Here is a 16,916-nt window from a genome sequence, read left to right as displayed (position 1 = left end):
TTTCAGCTGGTGAGGAGTAGTTCGACGGGGCGGTTGGAGTCGCGGGCGTGATGTCGGCAGGCGGCGGCCCACTCGGCGACCGCCGTGAACGAGCATGCCCCGGCCAGTGTGGCCGCCAGTGCGATGCAGCACATCACGACTTTGCCGAGACCCTGGGGGTGGACGGCTCTCCCGGTGTCCTCCATAGTGTCGAGATGCTGGATGCGAAGGTGAGCGGCAACCCGCTACCGTTGGAGCCGTTCGTGAACTGGCTCGACCAGCACGGACGCCTGAATTTCTCCGGGCTCGCCGATCAGCTCCACGCCGAGATTCCCGAGCTCGGAGCGGCCGATCCGGACACGCTGGAGGCGTTGCGCGCGTCCATCGTCTCGCACCTGCCGGGCATGCGCGCCACCTTCATGGGTTCGAACCCGGACCCGCGTCTTCCGAAACCGGCGCAGGATTTCGCGTACCTGATGGCTCGCTCGAACACTCCCCTGTCGGCCGTCCTTCGTTCCTACGAGCTGGGCCACGCCGCCATTTGGAACGAATTCACCAGCCATCTCCGCAAACAGCAGTCGTGGACCGTTGCGCGTCGCGCCGAGGCGCTCGAGTCGGCTTCCATCCGCTTGTTCGAGTACATGCAGTCCATGACCGGCGAGACGATTACCACCTACAACCGGGCTCGCGACAGCCTCATGCGGGCCACGAATTCGCGGCGCAACGAGATCGTCCGCGCCGTGCTGTCGGGCAACGGGGGCGTGCGCGAGCTGAGAGAGCTCTTCGGTTATCACATCGATGAGGTGCACATCGGGTACGTGGCCTGGAGCGTCGACCCCATGAAACACGAGGAGGTATCCGAACTCGCACGACGGGAGCTCCGCGGGTTCGCTCGGCAACACGTCTCCGTGACGACCGATTCCTCGGTCATCCACGGCTGGTTCACCCCGTTCAAGAGCTCGACCTTCGACGACCTGGCCGCGGTTTCGCTGCCCAGGACCATCCGGCTGACTCTCGGAACCCCGCGCCGCGGAATCCGCGGGTTCCACCACACCCATCGGGAAGCCCTGTCGTGCGTCGACCTGACAGCGCTCCACACTCCCGCACCGACCCGGTTCCCCGACGTCGCGGTCACCGTGCTCGCCAGGCAGGACCAGGAGATGGCCGCGCGGTTCGTCGATGACCACCTCGGGGCACTGCGCAGCCACGAAGACGGCGAACGTCTGATCACGACGCTGCGGCACTACATGGACGCTCACGCGAGCCCGACCCGGTGCGGTCAGCGCCTCGGCATCCATCCCAACACCGTGACCCAACGCGTTCAGCGCGCGGAGACGATCCTCGGCCGCCGCATCGACCCCACCAGTCTGGCGCTACGCCTGGCCCTGGACCTCGAGCGCACGATGGAGTTGGAGTAAACGACGCCAAAAGGGACAGCGGGTCCCTAACCGTGATCAAACTTGAAAAGTGCGGAGAATACGGCAAAGACGGCGACCTCACGACGGAGTTTCCGCATCGGACGCGACCGGGTAGGAGGTCGTGTCGAGGAAGACCAGTTCTTCGCCGAGCAGGCCGCGAAGGATGGCTTGGATGCTTGCGCGCAATGCCTCCTCCGCGATCGGATCGATGATCGCCGCCAGGCTCGGCATACCGAGATCGAAGTGCGCAGTGAACGTGACGATCGTGTCGGGTCCGAACTCGACAACCGCCCACTCGCCGTCGAAGCGTTCAAAGTCTCCGTCGAGTTGCCGGAACGTGATAGTCCTTGCGGAGTGGTCGATCCGCTCTCGTTCCGACCAGCACAGGATGCCGTTGCGAAACGTGACCGCCCATTCCGAATCCTGGGTGCCGTCTTGCCTTGCGGTGACGGTAACGCTGCGGACCTCATCGGTTTGATCGGCGAAGCGCTCGACGTCGCAGATCGCGGAGAAGACAGTGTCAGCGTCGGCCCCCATGGCGGTGGGCACAAGCGACTCGACCGTAACAGTCGGCATATCAGGGGGTTCCTTCCACAACAGCGTTGGGTGGGCATCGGCGCGCGAGGGTTTCCGCGGCTCGGGTAACCGCCTCAAGAAGCCAGTGAACGTCCTCGGAAGTCAGGACCGCCGGCGGGGTGAAGCGCAGCACCCGATGCGCGTTCAGTGAATGGTTGACGAGCACTCCGTGGTCGAGCAGTTCCATCAGCAGTTCACCCGTGACCTGCTCGTTGACCAGCTCCACTCCGATCAGCAGACCCAGCCCGCGCACGTCGGTGATCAGGTGACCGCAATGGTGCAACAGGATTCGGCGTAACTCCTGGAGCAGGTACTCGCCCAACTCGCTCGCCTTGGTGACGAGGTTTTCCGCCACGATCACACGGATCGCCGCCTCGGCGGCGGCAGCAGCGATCGGCGACCCGGCGAATGTCGAGGTGTGCAGGAACGGGTCGCGATTGAACGGCGAATACGCCTCTGCTGTGGCGACCATGGCCGCTACGGGCACGACTCCCCCGGAAAGGTTCTTGCCCACCAGTAGAATGTCAGGGGTGACCGACTCCCTGTCCGCGCCCCACCAGTGACCAAGCCGGCCCAGTCCGGTCTGCACCTCATCCAGGACGAACAACGCCCCGTACTTCCGGCACAGCTGCGCGACATCGCGCAGGTATCCTGGCGGCGGAACGACGACACCGCCCTCTCCCTGCACCGGTTCCACCACCACGCAGGCCGGTGGTGCTGCGGCCAATACCTCTTCCAGCGCCTGCGCGTCGCCGAAGGCAACGTGGTCAACGGAGGGCAGCAACGGCCGAAACGGAGCCTGGTAGAGCTCCCGGGCGGTGATGCTGAGCGCACCCGTGGTCTTGCCGTGGTAACCGCCGACCGCGGAGATGAGGTGCGCATGCCCATGGGCACGTGCCAGCTTGATCGCGGCCTCGGTGGCCTCGGCTCCGGAGTTGACGAAATGCACGTAGTCCAGACCGTCCGGGGCGACGCCGGCGAGCGTTTCGGCAGCACTGGCGACGGTGGGCTCCAGCATTAGCCGTGTGGTCAGCGGGTGCCGGTGAACCTGATCCACCACCGCTTCTACCACGGCCGGGTGGGCATGACCGAGGAGGAACACGCCGTATCCGCCGCAGTTGAGGTACGTCTTTCCATCAGCGTCGACAACCCTGCTGCCACGCGAGGACACTTCCGTCAGTCCGCCGGTCATGTCGGCCAGTCGGGCCCGCCCACGGGAGATGTGGCGGCGGTAGCGTTCCGACGTCTGCCGTGAACCGGCGTGCTGGATGCCATGACCGCTCATACCGTCGCCCCGGCGGCGGCTGCGGCGGGGACAAGGCGTTTGGCATGGGCGAAAAAGCGCACTGAGGTGCGGAAGGCGGACTCGAACCACTCTGCCGAGGGCAGCGGCAACGCTGCCGGGTCACCGGGAAGGGCGCCGAAGGAAGTCGGGAACGGCTCGGCACCGGCGAACAAAGCGGCCATGGCCAGCACGTCGTCAAACTGCTTGCGTGCGGCCGGAGGAAGAACTTCGGCCAACACCGGGCGGATCAACCGATCCACCATGTCCGGCGATACCAACCGCGGCGGCGTGACATCGATGCCCGACTCCTCGGCCACGGCCACGCATTGGTCGACGAACCGCCTGGAGGTCAGCGCGTGATGCCCCGCGGTCAACCAGTACTCGCCGCCACGCACATCCGCGTCCACCAACGCCCGCAACCCTGCAGCGAGAAGGTCCTGCGGTATGACGTCCACCAGCTCTTCAGCCGCGAACGGAAGAAGCGGAAACTTGCTCCTGAGGATGCCTGCGGCGACCATGTGGACACCCTGGAAATTGGCCATGGCGCCGGTCACCGAATCACCGACCACCACCGAGGGGCGGGCGATCACCACCGGGACTTCCGAGCCGCGAAGCAGCTCCTCGGCTTCTAGCTTGGAGTCGAGGTAATTTTCGGGGCGAGCCGCCCCCTCGGACATCAACCCCTGTGCCGACCGGGTGAGTTTGCTACGGGCCACGAACGCGGTGCTCACGTAGATGACACGGGCCTGCGCGTCAGCAGCGAACTCCAGGACTCGCTTCGTGCCGACGACGTTGAGCCCGTGCGCGGCGTCAGCTCCGGCGCCGAAGTCGGTCTTCGCCGCGCAGTGCACCACAGTATCCACATTGGACACCAGCATCTGGTATGTGAGCTCATCGAGCCCCAGGAACGGTTGGGTCACATCGCCGATCACCGACTCGGAGTCGACTTTGGCACGATGAGTCAGGCTGATAACCCTGTGGTGGGCCAGTGCTGGGCGCAATGCCGTACCGACCACGCCAGAGGCGCCAGTCAGCAGCACGAACTTGCGTTGCGACATGCCGGTCTCCTCGAATCGCCTTGTTGGTCCACCCCTGCGTCAAGGGCAATGAGCCGCGCAACGGTGCTACGTTGCCAACCCGACTCAATGCGACGTCGGGCCGTTAGCGCCAGGCGTGACGGCAAAACCGTGGCGCGAGAGACGGCACCGCCGCAACGGGCAAGCGCGACGCGTGCCCGCTTGCCCACCATGTCCTGGCTCGCATAGGCAAAACTCCTGATCAGCTCTGGAGCTGTCGCATCTCGCCATGGTTGAATTCGGAACTACTGTCAACAGCAAGTCGTCGGCCACCACGATGCGGATCCGGAGGCTCGGTCACCTCGGCAACAGCCGGATGTTCGTAGCCCAGGCGAGCGGTGCGGAAGAGGACATGAATCGGTTCACACGTCGTGGTTTGCTGTCCGGTATGGCCGCGGCTGGTACCGGGGCGCTGATCGCGCCTGGTGCGCCGCGTGCCATCGCACAGCCGACTCCCGCCGCTGGGCGGCGCGAGACCCAGGTCGTTGTTGTCGGTGCGGGATTGGCGGGGCTTACCGCCGCTCGCGAGCTGGTCGCCGCGGGGTGCGAGGTACTCGTGGTCGAAGCACGCGACCGTGTCGGCGGCCGTACCGTCAATCAGGCCGTGACTGCGCCGGGAGCCAATCCGGGCACGATCGTGGAGGTCGGCGGCCAGTGGGTGGGGCCGACACAGGACCGGGTGCTCGGTCTCATCCAGCAGCTCGGCCTGGAAACGTTCAAGACCTACGACGCCGGCGATTACACCGACTACCACAACGGGAAACTGACCCGGTACGGCCACGTGTTCCCAGCGGATCCGCTGAACCTCGGACTGAACCGGATTCCGCCCACCGACCCGGTGGGCGCGGCGGAAGCCGCCGCCGCGATCCAGGAACTCGACAGGATGGCACAGCGAGTTCCACTCGACGCGCCCTGGACCGCGGATGACGCACGTACCCTGGATGGCCAGACTTTCGAAGACTGGATGAATCACCATCTTGCCCAGCCGGGCGCGAAATCGCTGATATCGCTGGTGATCAACGCGGTCCTCTCGGTCGAGCCTCGTGACGTGTCGCTGCTTCACGTGCTTTTCTACATCGCCTCCGCAGGCGGACTCGACCGGCTGGTACGCACCTCCGACGGAGCCCAGGAATCCCGTATCGTCGGTGGATCGCAACGCATCTCGCTTGAAATGGCACGCGAACTCGGTCCCCGCGTCCTTCTGAACGCACCTGTAACCAGAATCGACCAGGACCCCGCAGGCGTCAGTGTGCACGGCGACAACTTCAGCGTGCGCGCCAAACGCTGTGTCGTGACCGCGCCGCCCGCGCTAGCCGCCCGAATCCGGTACACGCCACCGCTGCCAGGAACCCGTGACCAGCTCACGCAACGCATCCCGATGGGCAGCGTGATCAAGGTGCAATGCGTTTATCCGACCCCGTTCTGGCGCGCCGCCGGTCTGGCTGGACAAGCGACCAGCGACACGGGGCTCGTGCGAACCACGTTCGACAATTCACCGCCGGATGCGAATGTGGGCGTGCTGCTTGGCTTCATCGAAGGTGAACAAGGACGCCAGGCCGATCAGATGCCCGCGACACAGCGACGCAGAGACGTGATCGAATGTTTCACCCGGTACTTCGGCGAACAAGCCGCTGATCCGCTCGAATACATCGAGAAGAACTGGCTGGAAGAAGAATGGACCCGCGGCGGCTACGGCGGCGTGTTCACACCGGGCACCTGGCTCGACTTCGGTTTAGCACTACGCGCGCCTGTCGGCCACATCCACTGGGCCGGCACGGAAACCGCGACCATCTGGAACGGCTACATGGACGGCGCGATCAGATCCGGCGAACGCGTCGCGAAGGAAGTAACAAGCTCGCTGTGACATGTCGCCGGCGACCGGCTCGCCGCCGAAGTACTGATCCGGTGCGTGGTGCGGGGGTGCGTCCGTTGTGGACAACGTCGCCTGGCCGCCACACAGCCGCTCCCGAGCACTCGCCGATCTAGTCCGCGTAGCCACACGCCTCTGAGCCTTCGCTCCCGCAGCCCCGCCCCTCTACTTCGCCAAGGACAACGCCAAGGACGCTGAACAGCTCGTGCTTCGGCATGAGAACGACCGCCCTCCGCCGCCAGATCACCGGTCAAGTCCGGTACAAGCTAACGGACCGTTTCTGCTTCGCCGCCCTGTCCTCGCTACTCCCCCGCCGCCGCTGGCACGACATCTTCCCCATCCAACCCGCAACGATCCTCGCCTGGCCCGCGTACCCGCGGTGGGGGCACAGAAGGATCCAAGGCGAACTGGCCGGACTCGGACGTCCGATCGCCGCATCGACGGTTCGGGAGATCTCGGACTCGGCCGGCATCGATCCCGGGAACGACCAGGGTACAGGCGGGGCTCGGACGCCGACCGAGTTCAGCTTCGGCCGCCACCAAGCTTTTCGGGTCGACGTGCCGGAGGATGTCGTCGAACACGCCGCGCAGACGCTGCTCGGCCAGGCGTACGACGTCCTGCTCGGTCATCCCGGTGATGCCCGAATCGTTGGACACCGCGGTCGGGGGCGTGGACGTGCGTGCCTGCTTGCGGAGGTGGCTGAACAGGAACTTCCGCGCCAAGCCGAGGTGTGCGGACGAGCACCGGCCGGTCGCGCGCCACAGCGACCGGGCGGCCAAGGTGGTGGCGGCCAGCCTCGCCTTGGTTGCCGCGTCAACCTCGTAGCGCAGGTCAGATCGCCATGCCTCGCGTAACTTTTCCGCCAGCGACGGTTGTCCGATCGCCTTCTCGATGGCGTGAACGTCCGGCTCCAGCAGCATCGGATACCTGCGGCGAACGTCCGCGAGGTAGTTCGGGCTCCTGAGCCCGAGCATTACGTCCCGCTTGATCCACTCGGCCTCGTGGGGACCGCTCGGCGCCTCTGCACCGTCCTCCCAGGGGACACCGAACTGGCGGATTCCATATATGAAGACGTCCGCGGACATACCCCCGGCGCGGTTGCCGGCCATGCTGAAGATCCGCATCTGATCCTGCATCTCCTCCATCGCCGCCGTAGCCACAGCGATCCTGCCCGGCGCGTCAGGGGAGTCGACCGGGAGGTCGCCGAAGACCACGGGCGCGAGTGCTACGTTGGCGACCGCACCGAGACCGGCGCACTTCTTGAACAGGAGCCACAGCCTTGCCTCATCAGAGGTTCCGGTCCACGTCCTTGTCCGCTGGTCGTCGAACACGCTCGGCAAGGTCGCGGCGACGGTATCGTCCACCCGGACTTCGATCGTTGGTGCGTTCCAGGTGATTGTGGACACGAACGTCTGCCGTGGTGGGTGACCCACGCCTGATCGCGTCGCGAGATCCGCGTAGTAGTCGCGAAAAGTGCGTCGGTGCGCACCTACACCAAGCGTGCCGAGCAGGTGGGCGACGTCGTGACCGCTTTCCGTCGCGACCCTGGCGACAGCGCTACCGCAGAAACCCAGATCAACCAGGAGGCGTCGAGCCTCCACCTGGGTGAGGTCCACCACGTCCGGGAGGTCGGTGAGCACCACCGAATCGATCTCGGCGAGGAACGCGGAGGGCACGGAGCCGTCATCCAACGCCCGTTTCGTGGCTTCTGGTAGACGTTCGAGCGTCCACTCGCCAACTGTCTTGATGACACCCGGTGAGATCGGTCCGGCTGGCTGGGAACATAAGGAATCCACGTGCATGGCAGTCCTTGTCAATGACATCACATAGTTCGCTGACCGCAAATGTCCACGCCCGCGCGGGCGGTTCCGCCAGTCGACGGTGTACTTTGCGGTACACGCCGGAGGAATGGTCAAGATCTGTGGAGTGCGCCCAGAGGGCAGCAGGGGGTGAGCCAGTCGAGCACTGCCGCCACCTCATCCTCGACTGGGCTTTTTGTGGGCATACGTCGAGTCAAACACGATGCCCACAAAGCCCAGTCCTAGTAATTCGTCGCCGGTGTCCGGCACGGTCACGATCTCGACGTAGTTGCGCAGTTCTTCCCACCTGTGGCCGTAGTGGTGGTCCTTACCGCACAGCTGACACACCGGCTGGGTAAAGCCGTGCCGGGTGAGTAGTGCTTCCAGGGCGCGGGCCTCTCTCACGCGATCAGGAGACCTGGACACTCACCTGATCAACAAGAGCCGTGCCCGTCCTTTACTCAGGGCCAAACGACTTTGCCGGGTCGTCACTTGCGATGGAAGGCGTGTTTGCGGAAGGGCCATTGGTGTACGGCGCGTACCAGCAGCTCGTCGGGCGGGTCCGGCACGCGGGGCATGGTGCCGGTGGTGTGAGCGATGACCACGACCCGGTCCTCGCCGCCCAGGTAGGTACTGGCGTCGAGGCAGCCGGGTTCGGCGAGCAGAGCGAGCACCGCGGTCTGTTCCACCCAGGCGAGCAGTTCGTCCCGGCGTCCGGGCTGAGTTCGGGCCTCCCACATCAGGGTGTCATGTGGCTCGGGTGTCATCTCGCAGCCTCCTGGGAAATGGTCCGCGGGACTCGGTTCCCACGGATGGTGACGGCTCTGGCGTCAGGACGCGGAGCGCAGCGGAGGAATGGTGGGGACCTCGCGGGCTGCCTCGATGTCCTCGAGCGTCATCTTGAAACTGTCGGGGTAGGCGTCGCGACTGGTGCGACGGGCAGGTTCGCTGGTGCGCCAGGCGTAGAGGCACTGCTGGCATTGCAGCACGTCCCAGACGCCGGGGACCGGCGAGCTGTAGAGCTTGTCGACGGTCTCGTGGGCGCAGCGCGGGCAGACGGTTTCTTGTGGGGCCATGGCAGGTCGTCCTTTCGACTGGTGGGTCAGCGGGCGGCGAGCGACTGGAGCTTGGTGAGCCACTCCCCCATCTCGGGCAGGTCCAGGACTTGGTTGCCGTAGTTGCCGCGCGTGTCGGGCGCGACGGGGGTGGTGGCGTCGATGATGAGCTTGTCCACAATGCCCGGTGTGTCGGCTTGCGGGGCCAGTCCGAGTACCGGCAGTTTCGGGACGACGACCAGGTCACCGGCCGGATTCATCTTGGTCGACAGCGCCCACATCACCTGCGGCAGGTTGAAGGGGTCCACTTCCGCGTCCACCACGATCACGGTGGCGGCGTAGCCGAGTCCGTGCGGGGTGGTCAGCACGCGCATGCCGACGGCCTTGGCGAATCCGCCATAGCGCTTCTTGGTGGACACGATCACAACCAGGCCGTGGGTGTAGGTCGCGTTGACCGCCTGGACCTCGGGGAAATCCTTCTTGAGCTGCGTGTAGAGCGGCACGCAGGTATTGGCGGCCATCAGGTAGTCGATCTCGGTCCATGGCATGCCGAGATAGAGATGCTCGAAGACCGGGTCGGTGCGGTAGGAGATCTTGTCGATCCGGATCACCGTCATGTTGCGCCCACCGGAGTAGTGGCCGGTGAACTCGCCGAACGGGCCCTCGATCTCGCGCTTGCGGCCCTCGATGACGCCTTCGATGACGACCTCGCTGCCCCACGGCACGGGCAGGTTGTACTTCGGCGAGCGGGCGATCGGGGCGGGTTCACCGCGCAGTGCGCCGGCCAGCTCGTACTCGTTCTGGTCGTATTCCATCGGCGTGGAGGCGACGATGGAGATCACCGGGTCATTGCCCAGGGTGATCGCGATCGGCAGGTCCTCGCCACGTTCCTCGGCCTTGCGCAGGTGCTGCGCGATGTCGTGCATGGGGACGGGCTGGAGAGCGAGCTTGCGCCTGCCCTTGACCTGGATCCGGTAGATACCGACGTTCTGCTTGTCCGTCGAGGTCGGGTCGTCCGGGTCCTTGGAGACGACCGCGGCTTTGTCGATGTAGAAACCGCCGTCCCCGTCGTTGAGGCGGATCAGCGGCAGGACGTCGAAGATGTTGATCTCATCGCCTTCCACCGTGTTCTGCGCCCACGGCGGATTGTCCCGGTACTCGGCCTTGACCGGGAAGTTCGCCCAGCGGCGGATGAACTCGTCCACCTGGTCCTTGGGTCCGCTGTTCTTATCCATGTCCAACGCCAGGGCGTGGTTGGCCCAGGAGCCGTGCACGTTCATCGCGATCCGGGCATTGGTGAAGCCCTTGACGTTGTCGAAGTACAGGGCCGGGGCGGCGGCGCCTAGGCGAGGGGCGGCGTTGGCGGCCGCGGCGATGTCGGGTTCGGGCATCACCTCGTCGGCGATGCGCAGCAGTTGGCCCTCTTTCTCGAGGGTTTGCAGGAAGCTGCGCAGGTCGTCATACGGCATGGGACTCTCCTTGTTCGTTCAAAGCGAGGGACCGCGGCGCGGGCAGCTTCTGCGGGGAACGCTGCTCGCGTGCCGCACGGATGCCGACCCACCGCCGGGCGTTCGACGTCGGCAGGTCGAACTGATCCAGCACCCGCGCGGTGATGTGGTCGACGATGTCGTCCACGGATTCCGGGTGGTTGTAGAAGGCAGGCATGGGCGGCACCATCTGCGCTCCAAGGCGCGTCAGCGCCAGCATGTTCTCCAGGTGGGTTTCGCTCAGCGGGGTCTCACGCGGGACCAGCACCAGCTTGCGGCGTTCCTTGAGGACCACGTCCGCGGCGCGGCCGATCAGCCCGTCGGCATAGCCGGCCCGGATGCCGGCCAGGGTCTTCATCGAGCACGGCGCGATGATCATTCCGTCGGTGCGGAAGGAGCCGGAGGAAATGCACGCCCCCTGGTCTCCGGGGCTGTGGGCGGCATCGGCGAGGTCGGTGACTTCGCGCACCGACAGGCCAGTCTCCAGCTCGAGAGTGGGCCGCGCCCACTTCGAGAGCACCAAGTGGGTCTCCACCTCGGGCAGCTCGCGCAGGGCCTCCAGCAGGCGGACGCCGAACACCGCACCCGTTGCCCCTGTCATGCCCACGATCAGTCGCATAGTGTGCGGCTCTCCTCTACTGCTCATCGGCCGGTCAGGCAAGGAATGTTTCGGTCATCGTGGTAGGCCACCGCTTGGTTCCGGACCGGGTTCTCACCGCCCCGTCGCATTCCGCGGTAGGTGCGGCTCGGGCACGTCCGGCTATATGCTGTGGACCCTTGTTCGCGCTGATCGCCACCCCCAGCCCGGTGCCGCACACCAGCAGTGCGCGGTCTGCCTTGCCCTCGGCGACCAGTTCGGTCACGCGCGATGTGCCGGCCTCCGGGATATCGGCGATTCCTGCGGCCTTCGGGCGTTCGGCAGTCTGTCGACGACCAGGGCATCGTCCGCGGTGTCGCATTGCGACGGCCCGGGCTTGAACAGTTGGAGATAGACGATCTCGTCGACGGCCGCAACCAGCTCACCGGCCATCGTGACAGTCGCCGCCACGCGCAATACCTGTCGGCCGTTGGCATCGACCGTTGAGACGCGGGTGATGTCATGGGTGTGCCGCCGCATCCCGTGGCTGCTTAGGATCCTACCGAGCGGGACCTTCTTGGACTCCAACGATTGTCGGGCATCCGGGTGCAGTCGGTCCTCGACCACGACGGCTCGTACCTCGGCCACCCGCTGCCGAAAGCCGGTCGATTCCGATTCGAGATACCCGCGTCGATGTAGCGCCTTGCTGCCTGCCGAAACATCCAATGCCGCAGCATGTTCGGGCGTGACGAGGCAGTACTCGTGGCACAACGAGACGTAGTCGACCCGGCTGTTCAGCCAGTGGGCAACGGTTTCGGTGAAACTGTCCGTATCACGAAGCCAGGTGCTGAGAGTCCGTATCTGCTCCGCTAGGTAGTCCTGCATTGAACTAGGACCTCTTTTCCTTTGCGTGGCGCGAATTTTGCGGTATGGCGAACGAGGTAGTGGTGGCCAGATGACTACACAAGGTCGTGTCGAGCCAGTCCTGGATCACGCGGCTTCGGGAATTGAGAGGATGAACACGTTGGCCAGCAGTCGCAGTCTTGCTCAGCTAGCAAACGCAGCGCTACTCAAATGGGGTGAACATGCAAGATGTGTGGTTCAGAAGGGCATGCGAGGACAGCAGGTCACCCGCTCCCCCGGCAACGTCGACGACCGTGCGCGCTGAGGAGAAGTCGAACCGGACCGGTACCTTGTCCAGGAAGTCGTTCCCTGCGTTCATCACGTGCTGAAAGCGGGAGCGGAACTCCTCGCAGGTACGCAGATACTCGCCGAGCGACTGGCCGTGGGCACGCTCGAAGGCAGGGATCCCCTCGGCAACCGCGGGCAGCGCGGCGCACCCCACGCTGAGTAGAACTCCTGACCGTAGATGTCACACATGTGGCGCATCTAGCCATTTACCGTGGCACGCAACAGATTCCCGCTCGGTCAGGCGATCGACGTTACCTCGTCTCCGGAGAAGACATCAAGCGATACCAGTAGCCGCAGCAGCCGCAGCAAGCGGTCGGCTGCCGGTTGTCGGCCAGCCCAAGGCGCGCGGCTACCGAGACGGAGACCAGATGGCGTCTGAGGTTCCGCCCCGCACCGCCACGCAAGACGAGTTTGGAAACAGCCTCTACAGGACCCAGCATGCCCCCCGCTGGACTCATGCTGCGAGTTCGGTTGGCTCCACCGATGTCTTCAGCTTGCGGAGTGCGTAGTGCAGGCGGGATTTGACCGTGCCTACGGGAATTCCGAGGACGTCGGCTGCGCCGGCCGCAGTCCGGTCGGCGAAGTACACTTCGTAGAGCACGCTGCGGTGTTCCGGGATGAGCTCCAGCAGCACATTGGCCACCGACATCGATGTGAGCACGTCGTCCGAGTGGTCTCCCAGGATGCCGACTCCGATGCCCGCGGACTCCTCGACCTCGTCGGGACGTGCCCGGCGAGCACGGATCTTGTCGATGGCGATGTTCCGCGCTACCTTTTTCAGCCAGCCCCAGGCCGAACCGAGTTCGGGACGGCTGAGCGCGTCGGCGTGCCGCCAGGCACGCACCATCGTCTCCTGGACGATGTCCTCGGCCTGGTACGGATCGGAGATCATCCGGCTGACGTAGAGCTGCAGAGCCGCGAAATAGTCGCCGTAGAGCTGATTGACCACGGATTGCGGGTCGGGAGCGGGGCCGTACGACTCGCTGGCGCGTGCCTTGTCCTCCCGGCGTGAGGCGATGGAATTCACCATGATGGCCACTCCTGGTCCAATTCTGCGAGCTGTCCGCGCGACCCGTCGGCGGCGCTGCGACGTACCGCGGTTGTGCTCGATCGCTTGCTTGTACGACCAGGTTTCCTCTTGTAGTGAGCCGGAAAATCAGTGAACTCACGTACACCGTCAAATTGGGTAGATAAGGGCAACCAGATGAACTTCCGCAGGGCCGAATCCGTGACACGAACGTGATGGTCATGACGAGTGAGGGGCGCCGCGCCCAAGCAAGTTGGTCACGGCGCCCTCGCCTGCAATGCCTTTGGGTGGAGCGTGGGGTTGATTCAGCCGCAGAGGCGGTCTTCTTGGGGCACTGGCAGTGGAACGTGTTGGTCGAGGCTCGGCTGCCGGGCGGCTTCGATGGCGATCTCGACCCGAGAGCGCGCCCCGAGCTTCGCCAGGATGCGCGAAACGTGCACCTCAATGGTTCGCCTGGACGCGAAGAGAATCGCCGCGATGTCCGCATTGGCGTGGCCTGCCGCGACGAGTCTTGCAACCCTGAGCTCGGTTGGCGTCAGGGCTTCCCACCCGGTGGTCGCACTTCGGCGGCGTGCGCGCAGTCGACGCATGCCGTACGGGCGCAGCCGGGAGTCTGCACGCAGCAGGTCCCACTTGGCGCCCAGGTCGGTGTAGATGCGGATCGCCTCAACGTAGGCGCCGCGGGCAGCGCCGAGATCGCCGCGTCTGGCGTGCAGGACGGCGGAATCTTCCAGCGCCTGAGCGCGTTTCAGAGGTTGCTCCATCCGCCGGTAAGCCTCGACGACGGCGTCGATCAACGCCGGATCGCCCTCCAGCAGCCCTCGGCAATGCCGGGCTGCCGCCGCGATGGCCGGCGCTGACCCGCAGGCGGCATCGGCTTCGCAGGCCTCCGTAGCCCGTACTGCGGTGTCGCGGTCGTCTCGGGCCAGCGCAAGTCGGACCAGCAGCGGAAGGAAGGTGTGCCGGGTACCCGGGTGCTCGTCGCGGGCCAGCGCAGCGCCCAGAGCTGCCGCGGCATCATCTTGACGACCGTTCCTTTCGTACCACGCCGATTGCGCCAGCAGCGCGAACTCCGTGCGGCGGTCCGGGTTTTCGGACACCGCGGCAAGATGTTCTTCCACAGTGTCGCGTTGGTCGCGGTGACTTGCGATGGCCGCTGCCAGGCAACGCAGTCGCGATTGGTGCGTGGCGGCCATCCGGTCGTAGCACTCCATCGCCGCTTCCAGTTCGGCGACCGCTTCGTCCCACCTGCCGGTGGCATGGAAATGCTCGGCAGCACAGAGCCGCGCCGCGCCGCGCCTGGGCGACGTCCCATAACGTTGCACGATGGCCTGCATTTCCCGCACGGTTTGCTCGGCCTTGTCGACCTTGCCGAGTTCGAAGAGCACGCCGCGCAGGTCGGCCAGGATCAGCAGCCGTTGATCGGTGCACTCGGGATCGTTGCCCAACTCGGACAGTGCGCGATCGAATTCGGCAGCCGCCCCGGCCAGATCCCATCGTTGGGCGGAAATCACCCCGGTCGCGTGTAGTGCCAAACCGGTCGCGAACCGGTCGCCGACCTCCCGTCCCGCGTCGAGCGCCCGTCGGGCTGCCGTCTCCGCGATCTCGACCTGGCCGATGGGAAGCGTGATTCTGGCGAGCAGTCCGTGCAGGCGAGCGATCCAGCGACTATCCGTATTGGAGTTTCTACCGGCCTTTCCGGCATGGCTTGGCCTTCCGCCGCCGATGGCGCTTTCGATCACGATCCGGGCCTTGTCGAGCCTGCCCCACATGGTCAGCGACCACGCGAGGAGCCAACTCATCTCGGCAGTGATTTCGGGGTCTCGGGTGTCGGCCAGGATTGCTTCGGCCAGTTCCTCGGCTTCCTCCGTGCGGCCGAGCAGCAGCAGCGCCTCCGCCAACCTGATCCGCAACGGTTCGCGGCGCGGGTCGTCAGGATCCAGTGCTTCTGAAGCCGAGGTGAGCAGGTCGACCGCCAATTCCGTGGCACGGTGGGCCAGCTTGCGGGCATGTTGCACGAGCCAGTCGACGCCCCAGTCGTCGAGGCCGACGGCGGTCTCGCCGGGGAGAGCAGCGAGCAGGTGCCCGGCAACGTACTCGATCCGGGCGCCGGTTGCGCCCAGTGCGCGGGCCGCCTGGTTGTGCAGTGCGAGTCGAAGCGGGGTCGGGATGCCTTCATGCAGTGCCTGCCGGACCACGGTGTGCCGGAATTCCAGTCGGGCACCGGATTCCACCAGGATGCCGGAGGCGATGGCTTGTTCGGCGACTCCGGCCAAGTCGGCCACCGAGCGGCCGCACACCGCGCTCAGATCGGTGACCGAGAACGCTGGGCCGAGAAGCGCCGCCATCCGCAACACTTCCCACGTGGTGTCGTCGGCGTGGCGCAGCCGGGCCGAAATGGCCGTCGTCAACGATTCGGGCATCCTCGCCAATTCGGAGGTCAGCTCGACGGCGTTCTCCGCCGTACGGGTGAGGTAACCATCACGTTGCAGCGAATTGACGATTTGGTGAACATAACAGGGGTTTCCGGCCGCACCCCGCAGAACCTGTCGCAGCGTCGGCCCTACCGAGTCGGCGTCGAGCAGCTGCCCGGCGAGTTCTGCCGTCGGCGCTTCACCGAGGGGGCTCAGCGTGATGACCGAGGCGGTCTGGTCACGACGAAGCAGGGCCAGATCGGGCCGGTGCGGGGCAGGGCCGCAGGCGGCGATCAGCAACAACGGCAGGCGCTCGATCATCCGGCCCAGTCGGTGCCAGACGAGGAGGCTGGCCGCGTCGGCCCACTGGATGTCGTCGATCACCAGCACTACCGGTGCAGTCGTGCACATGCCCTCGATGAGCACCAACAACCGGTCGGCGGCAACCGTTGACGGGTCGGCGGCACTGGACAGCAGATCGCTGATGGCCCGCCGGTCCGGATCAGGCGAATTCGGCGTGATACCAAGGCATTCGAGCATGACGCGCAGCGGGCAACGGCGCGCGAACTCGTCGGCGGCTGCCCGGAACACCTGGCAGCCGAGTCCTTCGACGCCGTCCAGCCCGGCTGCCAGCAGCGCCGACTTGCCAATGCCCGGCTCACCGTCGATCCACACCGCTGCGCCGCGTCCCTGTACGACGTGGCGGACCGCGTCCTTGAGACGCCGCACTTCGTTGTCGCGGTCGACCAGGACAGCGCCGTCAGCGAGAGACTCCACGACCCGCTCCTTGCTCGACACTTGCCGTGCCATGCTCCGCATGGGTTACACAGCAAAGATTCAGCTGTGCCGTACAGCGGAGTCAAGCTCGATAGGTGTCCTGGACGCGCACTCTGCCTCAACGGGCAAGATGGGTGCCCGTTGTGCCTAGCTGGGCCGTTTTGGCGGGTGATCTTTCGCGTTCTCGGGGTTCTGCCGGTCATTGGGGACGCGAGCCTTTGCGGTGCCGTAACGCCCCGACAGCGGCTACCCGTCCCCCGCCGCCAAGCCCTCCTCCAGCAAGCCTTGTCGACGGTTTCTTCTTACTGCACGTACACCGGATGCTTTCAGTTCACCGGTAGGAATTCGCGGAACCGCGGGCAAGATGTCTCCATAGTGCCTGCGG

15 protein-coding genes and 1 pseudogene are annotated in these 16,916 nt (G+C 65.5%); 2 read left to right on the top strand and 14 right to left on the bottom strand.

The window, feature by feature from the left end; translation table 11 throughout:
- The first annotated feature begins 50 nt into the window (after positions 1-50).
- Positions 51-1,397, top strand: coding sequence for a PucR family transcriptional regulator (locus AC07EQ_RS24225; protein WP_478390240.1), 1,347 nt, complete (start codon positions 51-53; stop codon positions 1,395-1,397).
- Between the two features lie 78 nt (positions 1,398-1,475).
- Here AC07EQ_RS24225 and AC07EQ_RS24220 read toward each other — a convergent pair whose 3' ends face one another.
- The 3 genes from AC07EQ_RS24220 to AC07EQ_RS24210 form a co-directional block, all read right to left on the bottom strand.
- Entirely contained in the window at positions 1,476-1,973 is a 498-nt protein-coding gene (locus AC07EQ_RS24220) for a type II toxin-antitoxin system RatA family toxin (RefSeq protein WP_478390177.1), read from the bottom strand.
- Position 1,974: 1 nt separating this feature from the next.
- Entirely contained in the window at positions 1,975-3,165 is a 1,191-nt protein-coding gene (locus tag AC07EQ_RS24215; RefSeq protein ID WP_478390176.1) for an aspartate aminotransferase family protein, read from the bottom strand.
- Positions 3,166-3,254: 89 nt separating this feature from the next.
- The gene (locus AC07EQ_RS24210; protein WP_478390175.1) at positions 3,255-4,316 is read right to left on the bottom strand and encodes an SDR family oxidoreductase; all 1,062 of its coding nucleotides are present in this window, start codon (positions 4,314-4,316) and stop codon (positions 3,255-3,257) included.
- 247 nt (positions 4,317-4,563) lie between these two features.
- Between AC07EQ_RS24210 and AC07EQ_RS24205 the strand changes: the two genes are divergently transcribed.
- Entirely contained in the window at positions 4,564-6,198 is a 1,635-nt protein-coding gene (locus AC07EQ_RS24205) for a flavin monoamine oxidase family protein (protein WP_478390174.1), read from the top strand.
- Between the two features lie 308 nt (positions 6,199-6,506).
- On the opposite strand, the gene AC07EQ_RS24200 is transcribed toward AC07EQ_RS24205, so the two are convergent.
- From AC07EQ_RS24200 to AC07EQ_RS24150, 11 genes and pseudogenes are all read right to left on the bottom strand, one after another.
- Entirely contained in the window at positions 6,507-7,880 is a 1,374-nt protein-coding gene (locus tag AC07EQ_RS24200; protein ID WP_478390173.1) for a hypothetical protein, read from the bottom strand.
- A 300-nt stretch (positions 7,881-8,180) separates the two neighbouring features.
- Positions 8,181-8,408, bottom strand: a complete 228-nt coding sequence (locus AC07EQ_RS24195) for a hypothetical protein (RefSeq protein ID WP_478390172.1) — start codon at positions 8,406-8,408, stop codon at positions 8,181-8,183.
- Between the two features lie 83 nt (positions 8,409-8,491).
- Entirely contained in the window at positions 8,492-8,770 is a 279-nt protein-coding gene (locus AC07EQ_RS24190; RefSeq protein WP_478390171.1) for a hypothetical protein, read from the bottom strand.
- A 63-nt stretch (positions 8,771-8,833) separates the two neighbouring features.
- Complete coding sequence (locus AC07EQ_RS24185) at positions 8,834-9,079, bottom strand: non-oxidative hydroxyarylic acid decarboxylases subunit D (RefSeq protein ID WP_478390170.1); 246 nt, start codon at positions 9,077-9,079, stop codon at positions 8,834-8,836.
- Between the two features lie 26 nt (positions 9,080-9,105).
- On the bottom strand, positions 9,106-10,527 hold the full coding sequence (locus AC07EQ_RS24180; protein ID WP_478390169.1) for a non-oxidative hydroxyarylic acid decarboxylases subunit C: 1,422 nt from the start codon (positions 10,525-10,527) through the stop codon (positions 9,106-9,108).
- Positions 10,517-11,164 (bottom strand): non-oxidative hydroxyarylic acid decarboxylases subunit B, encoded by a 648-nt coding sequence (locus tag AC07EQ_RS24175; RefSeq protein ID WP_478390168.1) that lies wholly within the window; start codon positions 11,162-11,164, stop codon positions 10,517-10,519. The genes AC07EQ_RS24180 and AC07EQ_RS24175 overlap by 11 nt, the downstream gene beginning before the upstream one ends.
- 151 nt (positions 11,165-11,315) lie before the next feature.
- Positions 11,316-11,399: pseudogene (locus AC07EQ_RS24170) on the bottom strand (RpiB/LacA/LacB family sugar-phosphate isomerase); the annotation flags it as partial.
- Positions 11,400-11,404: 5 nt separating this feature from the next.
- A complete protein-coding gene (locus tag AC07EQ_RS24165) occupies positions 11,405-12,007 on the bottom strand; it encodes a hypothetical protein (protein WP_478390167.1) in 603 nt (200 codons plus the stop codon).
- 181 nt (positions 12,008-12,188) lie between these two features.
- Entirely contained in the window at positions 12,189-12,467 is a 279-nt protein-coding gene (locus AC07EQ_RS24160) for a methyltransferase (RefSeq protein WP_478390166.1), read from the bottom strand.
- A gap of 300 nt (positions 12,468-12,767) precedes the next feature.
- Positions 12,768-13,343 (bottom strand): sigma-70 family RNA polymerase sigma factor, encoded by a 576-nt coding sequence (locus tag AC07EQ_RS24155; protein ID WP_478390165.1) that lies wholly within the window; start codon positions 13,341-13,343, stop codon positions 12,768-12,770.
- Positions 13,344-13,645: 302 nt separating this feature from the next.
- Complete coding sequence (locus AC07EQ_RS24150) at positions 13,646-16,531, bottom strand: ATP-binding protein (protein ID WP_478390164.1); 2,886 nt, start codon at positions 16,529-16,531, stop codon at positions 13,646-13,648.
- Positions 16,532-16,916 lie beyond the last annotated feature (385 nt).

It is taken from the genome of Saccharopolyspora sp. NPDC045839 (genome assembly GCF_056431645.1).
Note: the sequence above shows the minus strand (reverse complement) of the source record. Positions and strands in the feature narration are given on the sequence as shown.

What these genes read in the sequence shown, in the direction of transcription:
- AC07EQ_RS24225 (WP_478390240.1), top strand. Translation starts at nt 51, where the DNA reads ATGTCGGCAGGCGGCGGCCCACTCGGCGACCGCCGTGAACGAGCATGC.
- AC07EQ_RS24220 (WP_478390177.1), bottom strand. Translation starts at nt 1,973, where the DNA reads ATGCCGACTGTTACGGTCGAGTCGCTTGTGCCCACCGCCATGGGGGCC.
- AC07EQ_RS24215 (WP_478390176.1), bottom strand. Translation starts at nt 3,165, where the DNA reads ATGACCGGCGGACTGACGGAAGTGTCCTCGCGTGGCAGCAGGGTTGTC.
- AC07EQ_RS24210 (WP_478390175.1), bottom strand. Translation starts at nt 4,316, where the DNA reads ATGTCGCAACGCAAGTTCGTGCTGCTGACTGGCGCCTCTGGCGTGGTC.
- AC07EQ_RS24205 (WP_478390174.1), top strand. Translation starts at nt 4,564, where the DNA reads ATGGTTGAATTCGGAACTACTGTCAACAGCAAGTCGTCGGCCACCACG.
- AC07EQ_RS24190 (WP_478390171.1), bottom strand. Translation starts at nt 8,770, where the DNA reads ATGACACCCGAGCCACATGACACCCTGATGTGGGAGGCCCGAACTCAG.
- AC07EQ_RS24185 (WP_478390170.1), bottom strand. Translation starts at nt 9,079, where the DNA reads ATGGCCCCACAAGAAACCGTCTGCCCGCGCTGCGCCCACGAGACCGTC.
- AC07EQ_RS24180 (WP_478390169.1), bottom strand. Translation starts at nt 10,527, where the DNA reads ATGCCGTATGACGACCTGCGCAGCTTCCTGCAAACCCTCGAGAAAGAG.
- AC07EQ_RS24175 (WP_478390168.1), bottom strand. Translation starts at nt 11,164, where the DNA reads ATGCGACTGATCGTGGGCATGACAGGGGCAACGGGTGCGGTGTTCGGC.
- AC07EQ_RS24165 (WP_478390167.1), bottom strand. Translation starts at nt 12,007, where the DNA reads ATGCAGGACTACCTAGCGGAGCAGATACGGACTCTCAGCACCTGGCTT.
- AC07EQ_RS24155 (WP_478390165.1), bottom strand. Translation starts at nt 13,343, where the DNA reads ATGGTGAATTCCATCGCCTCACGCCGGGAGGACAAGGCACGCGCCAGC.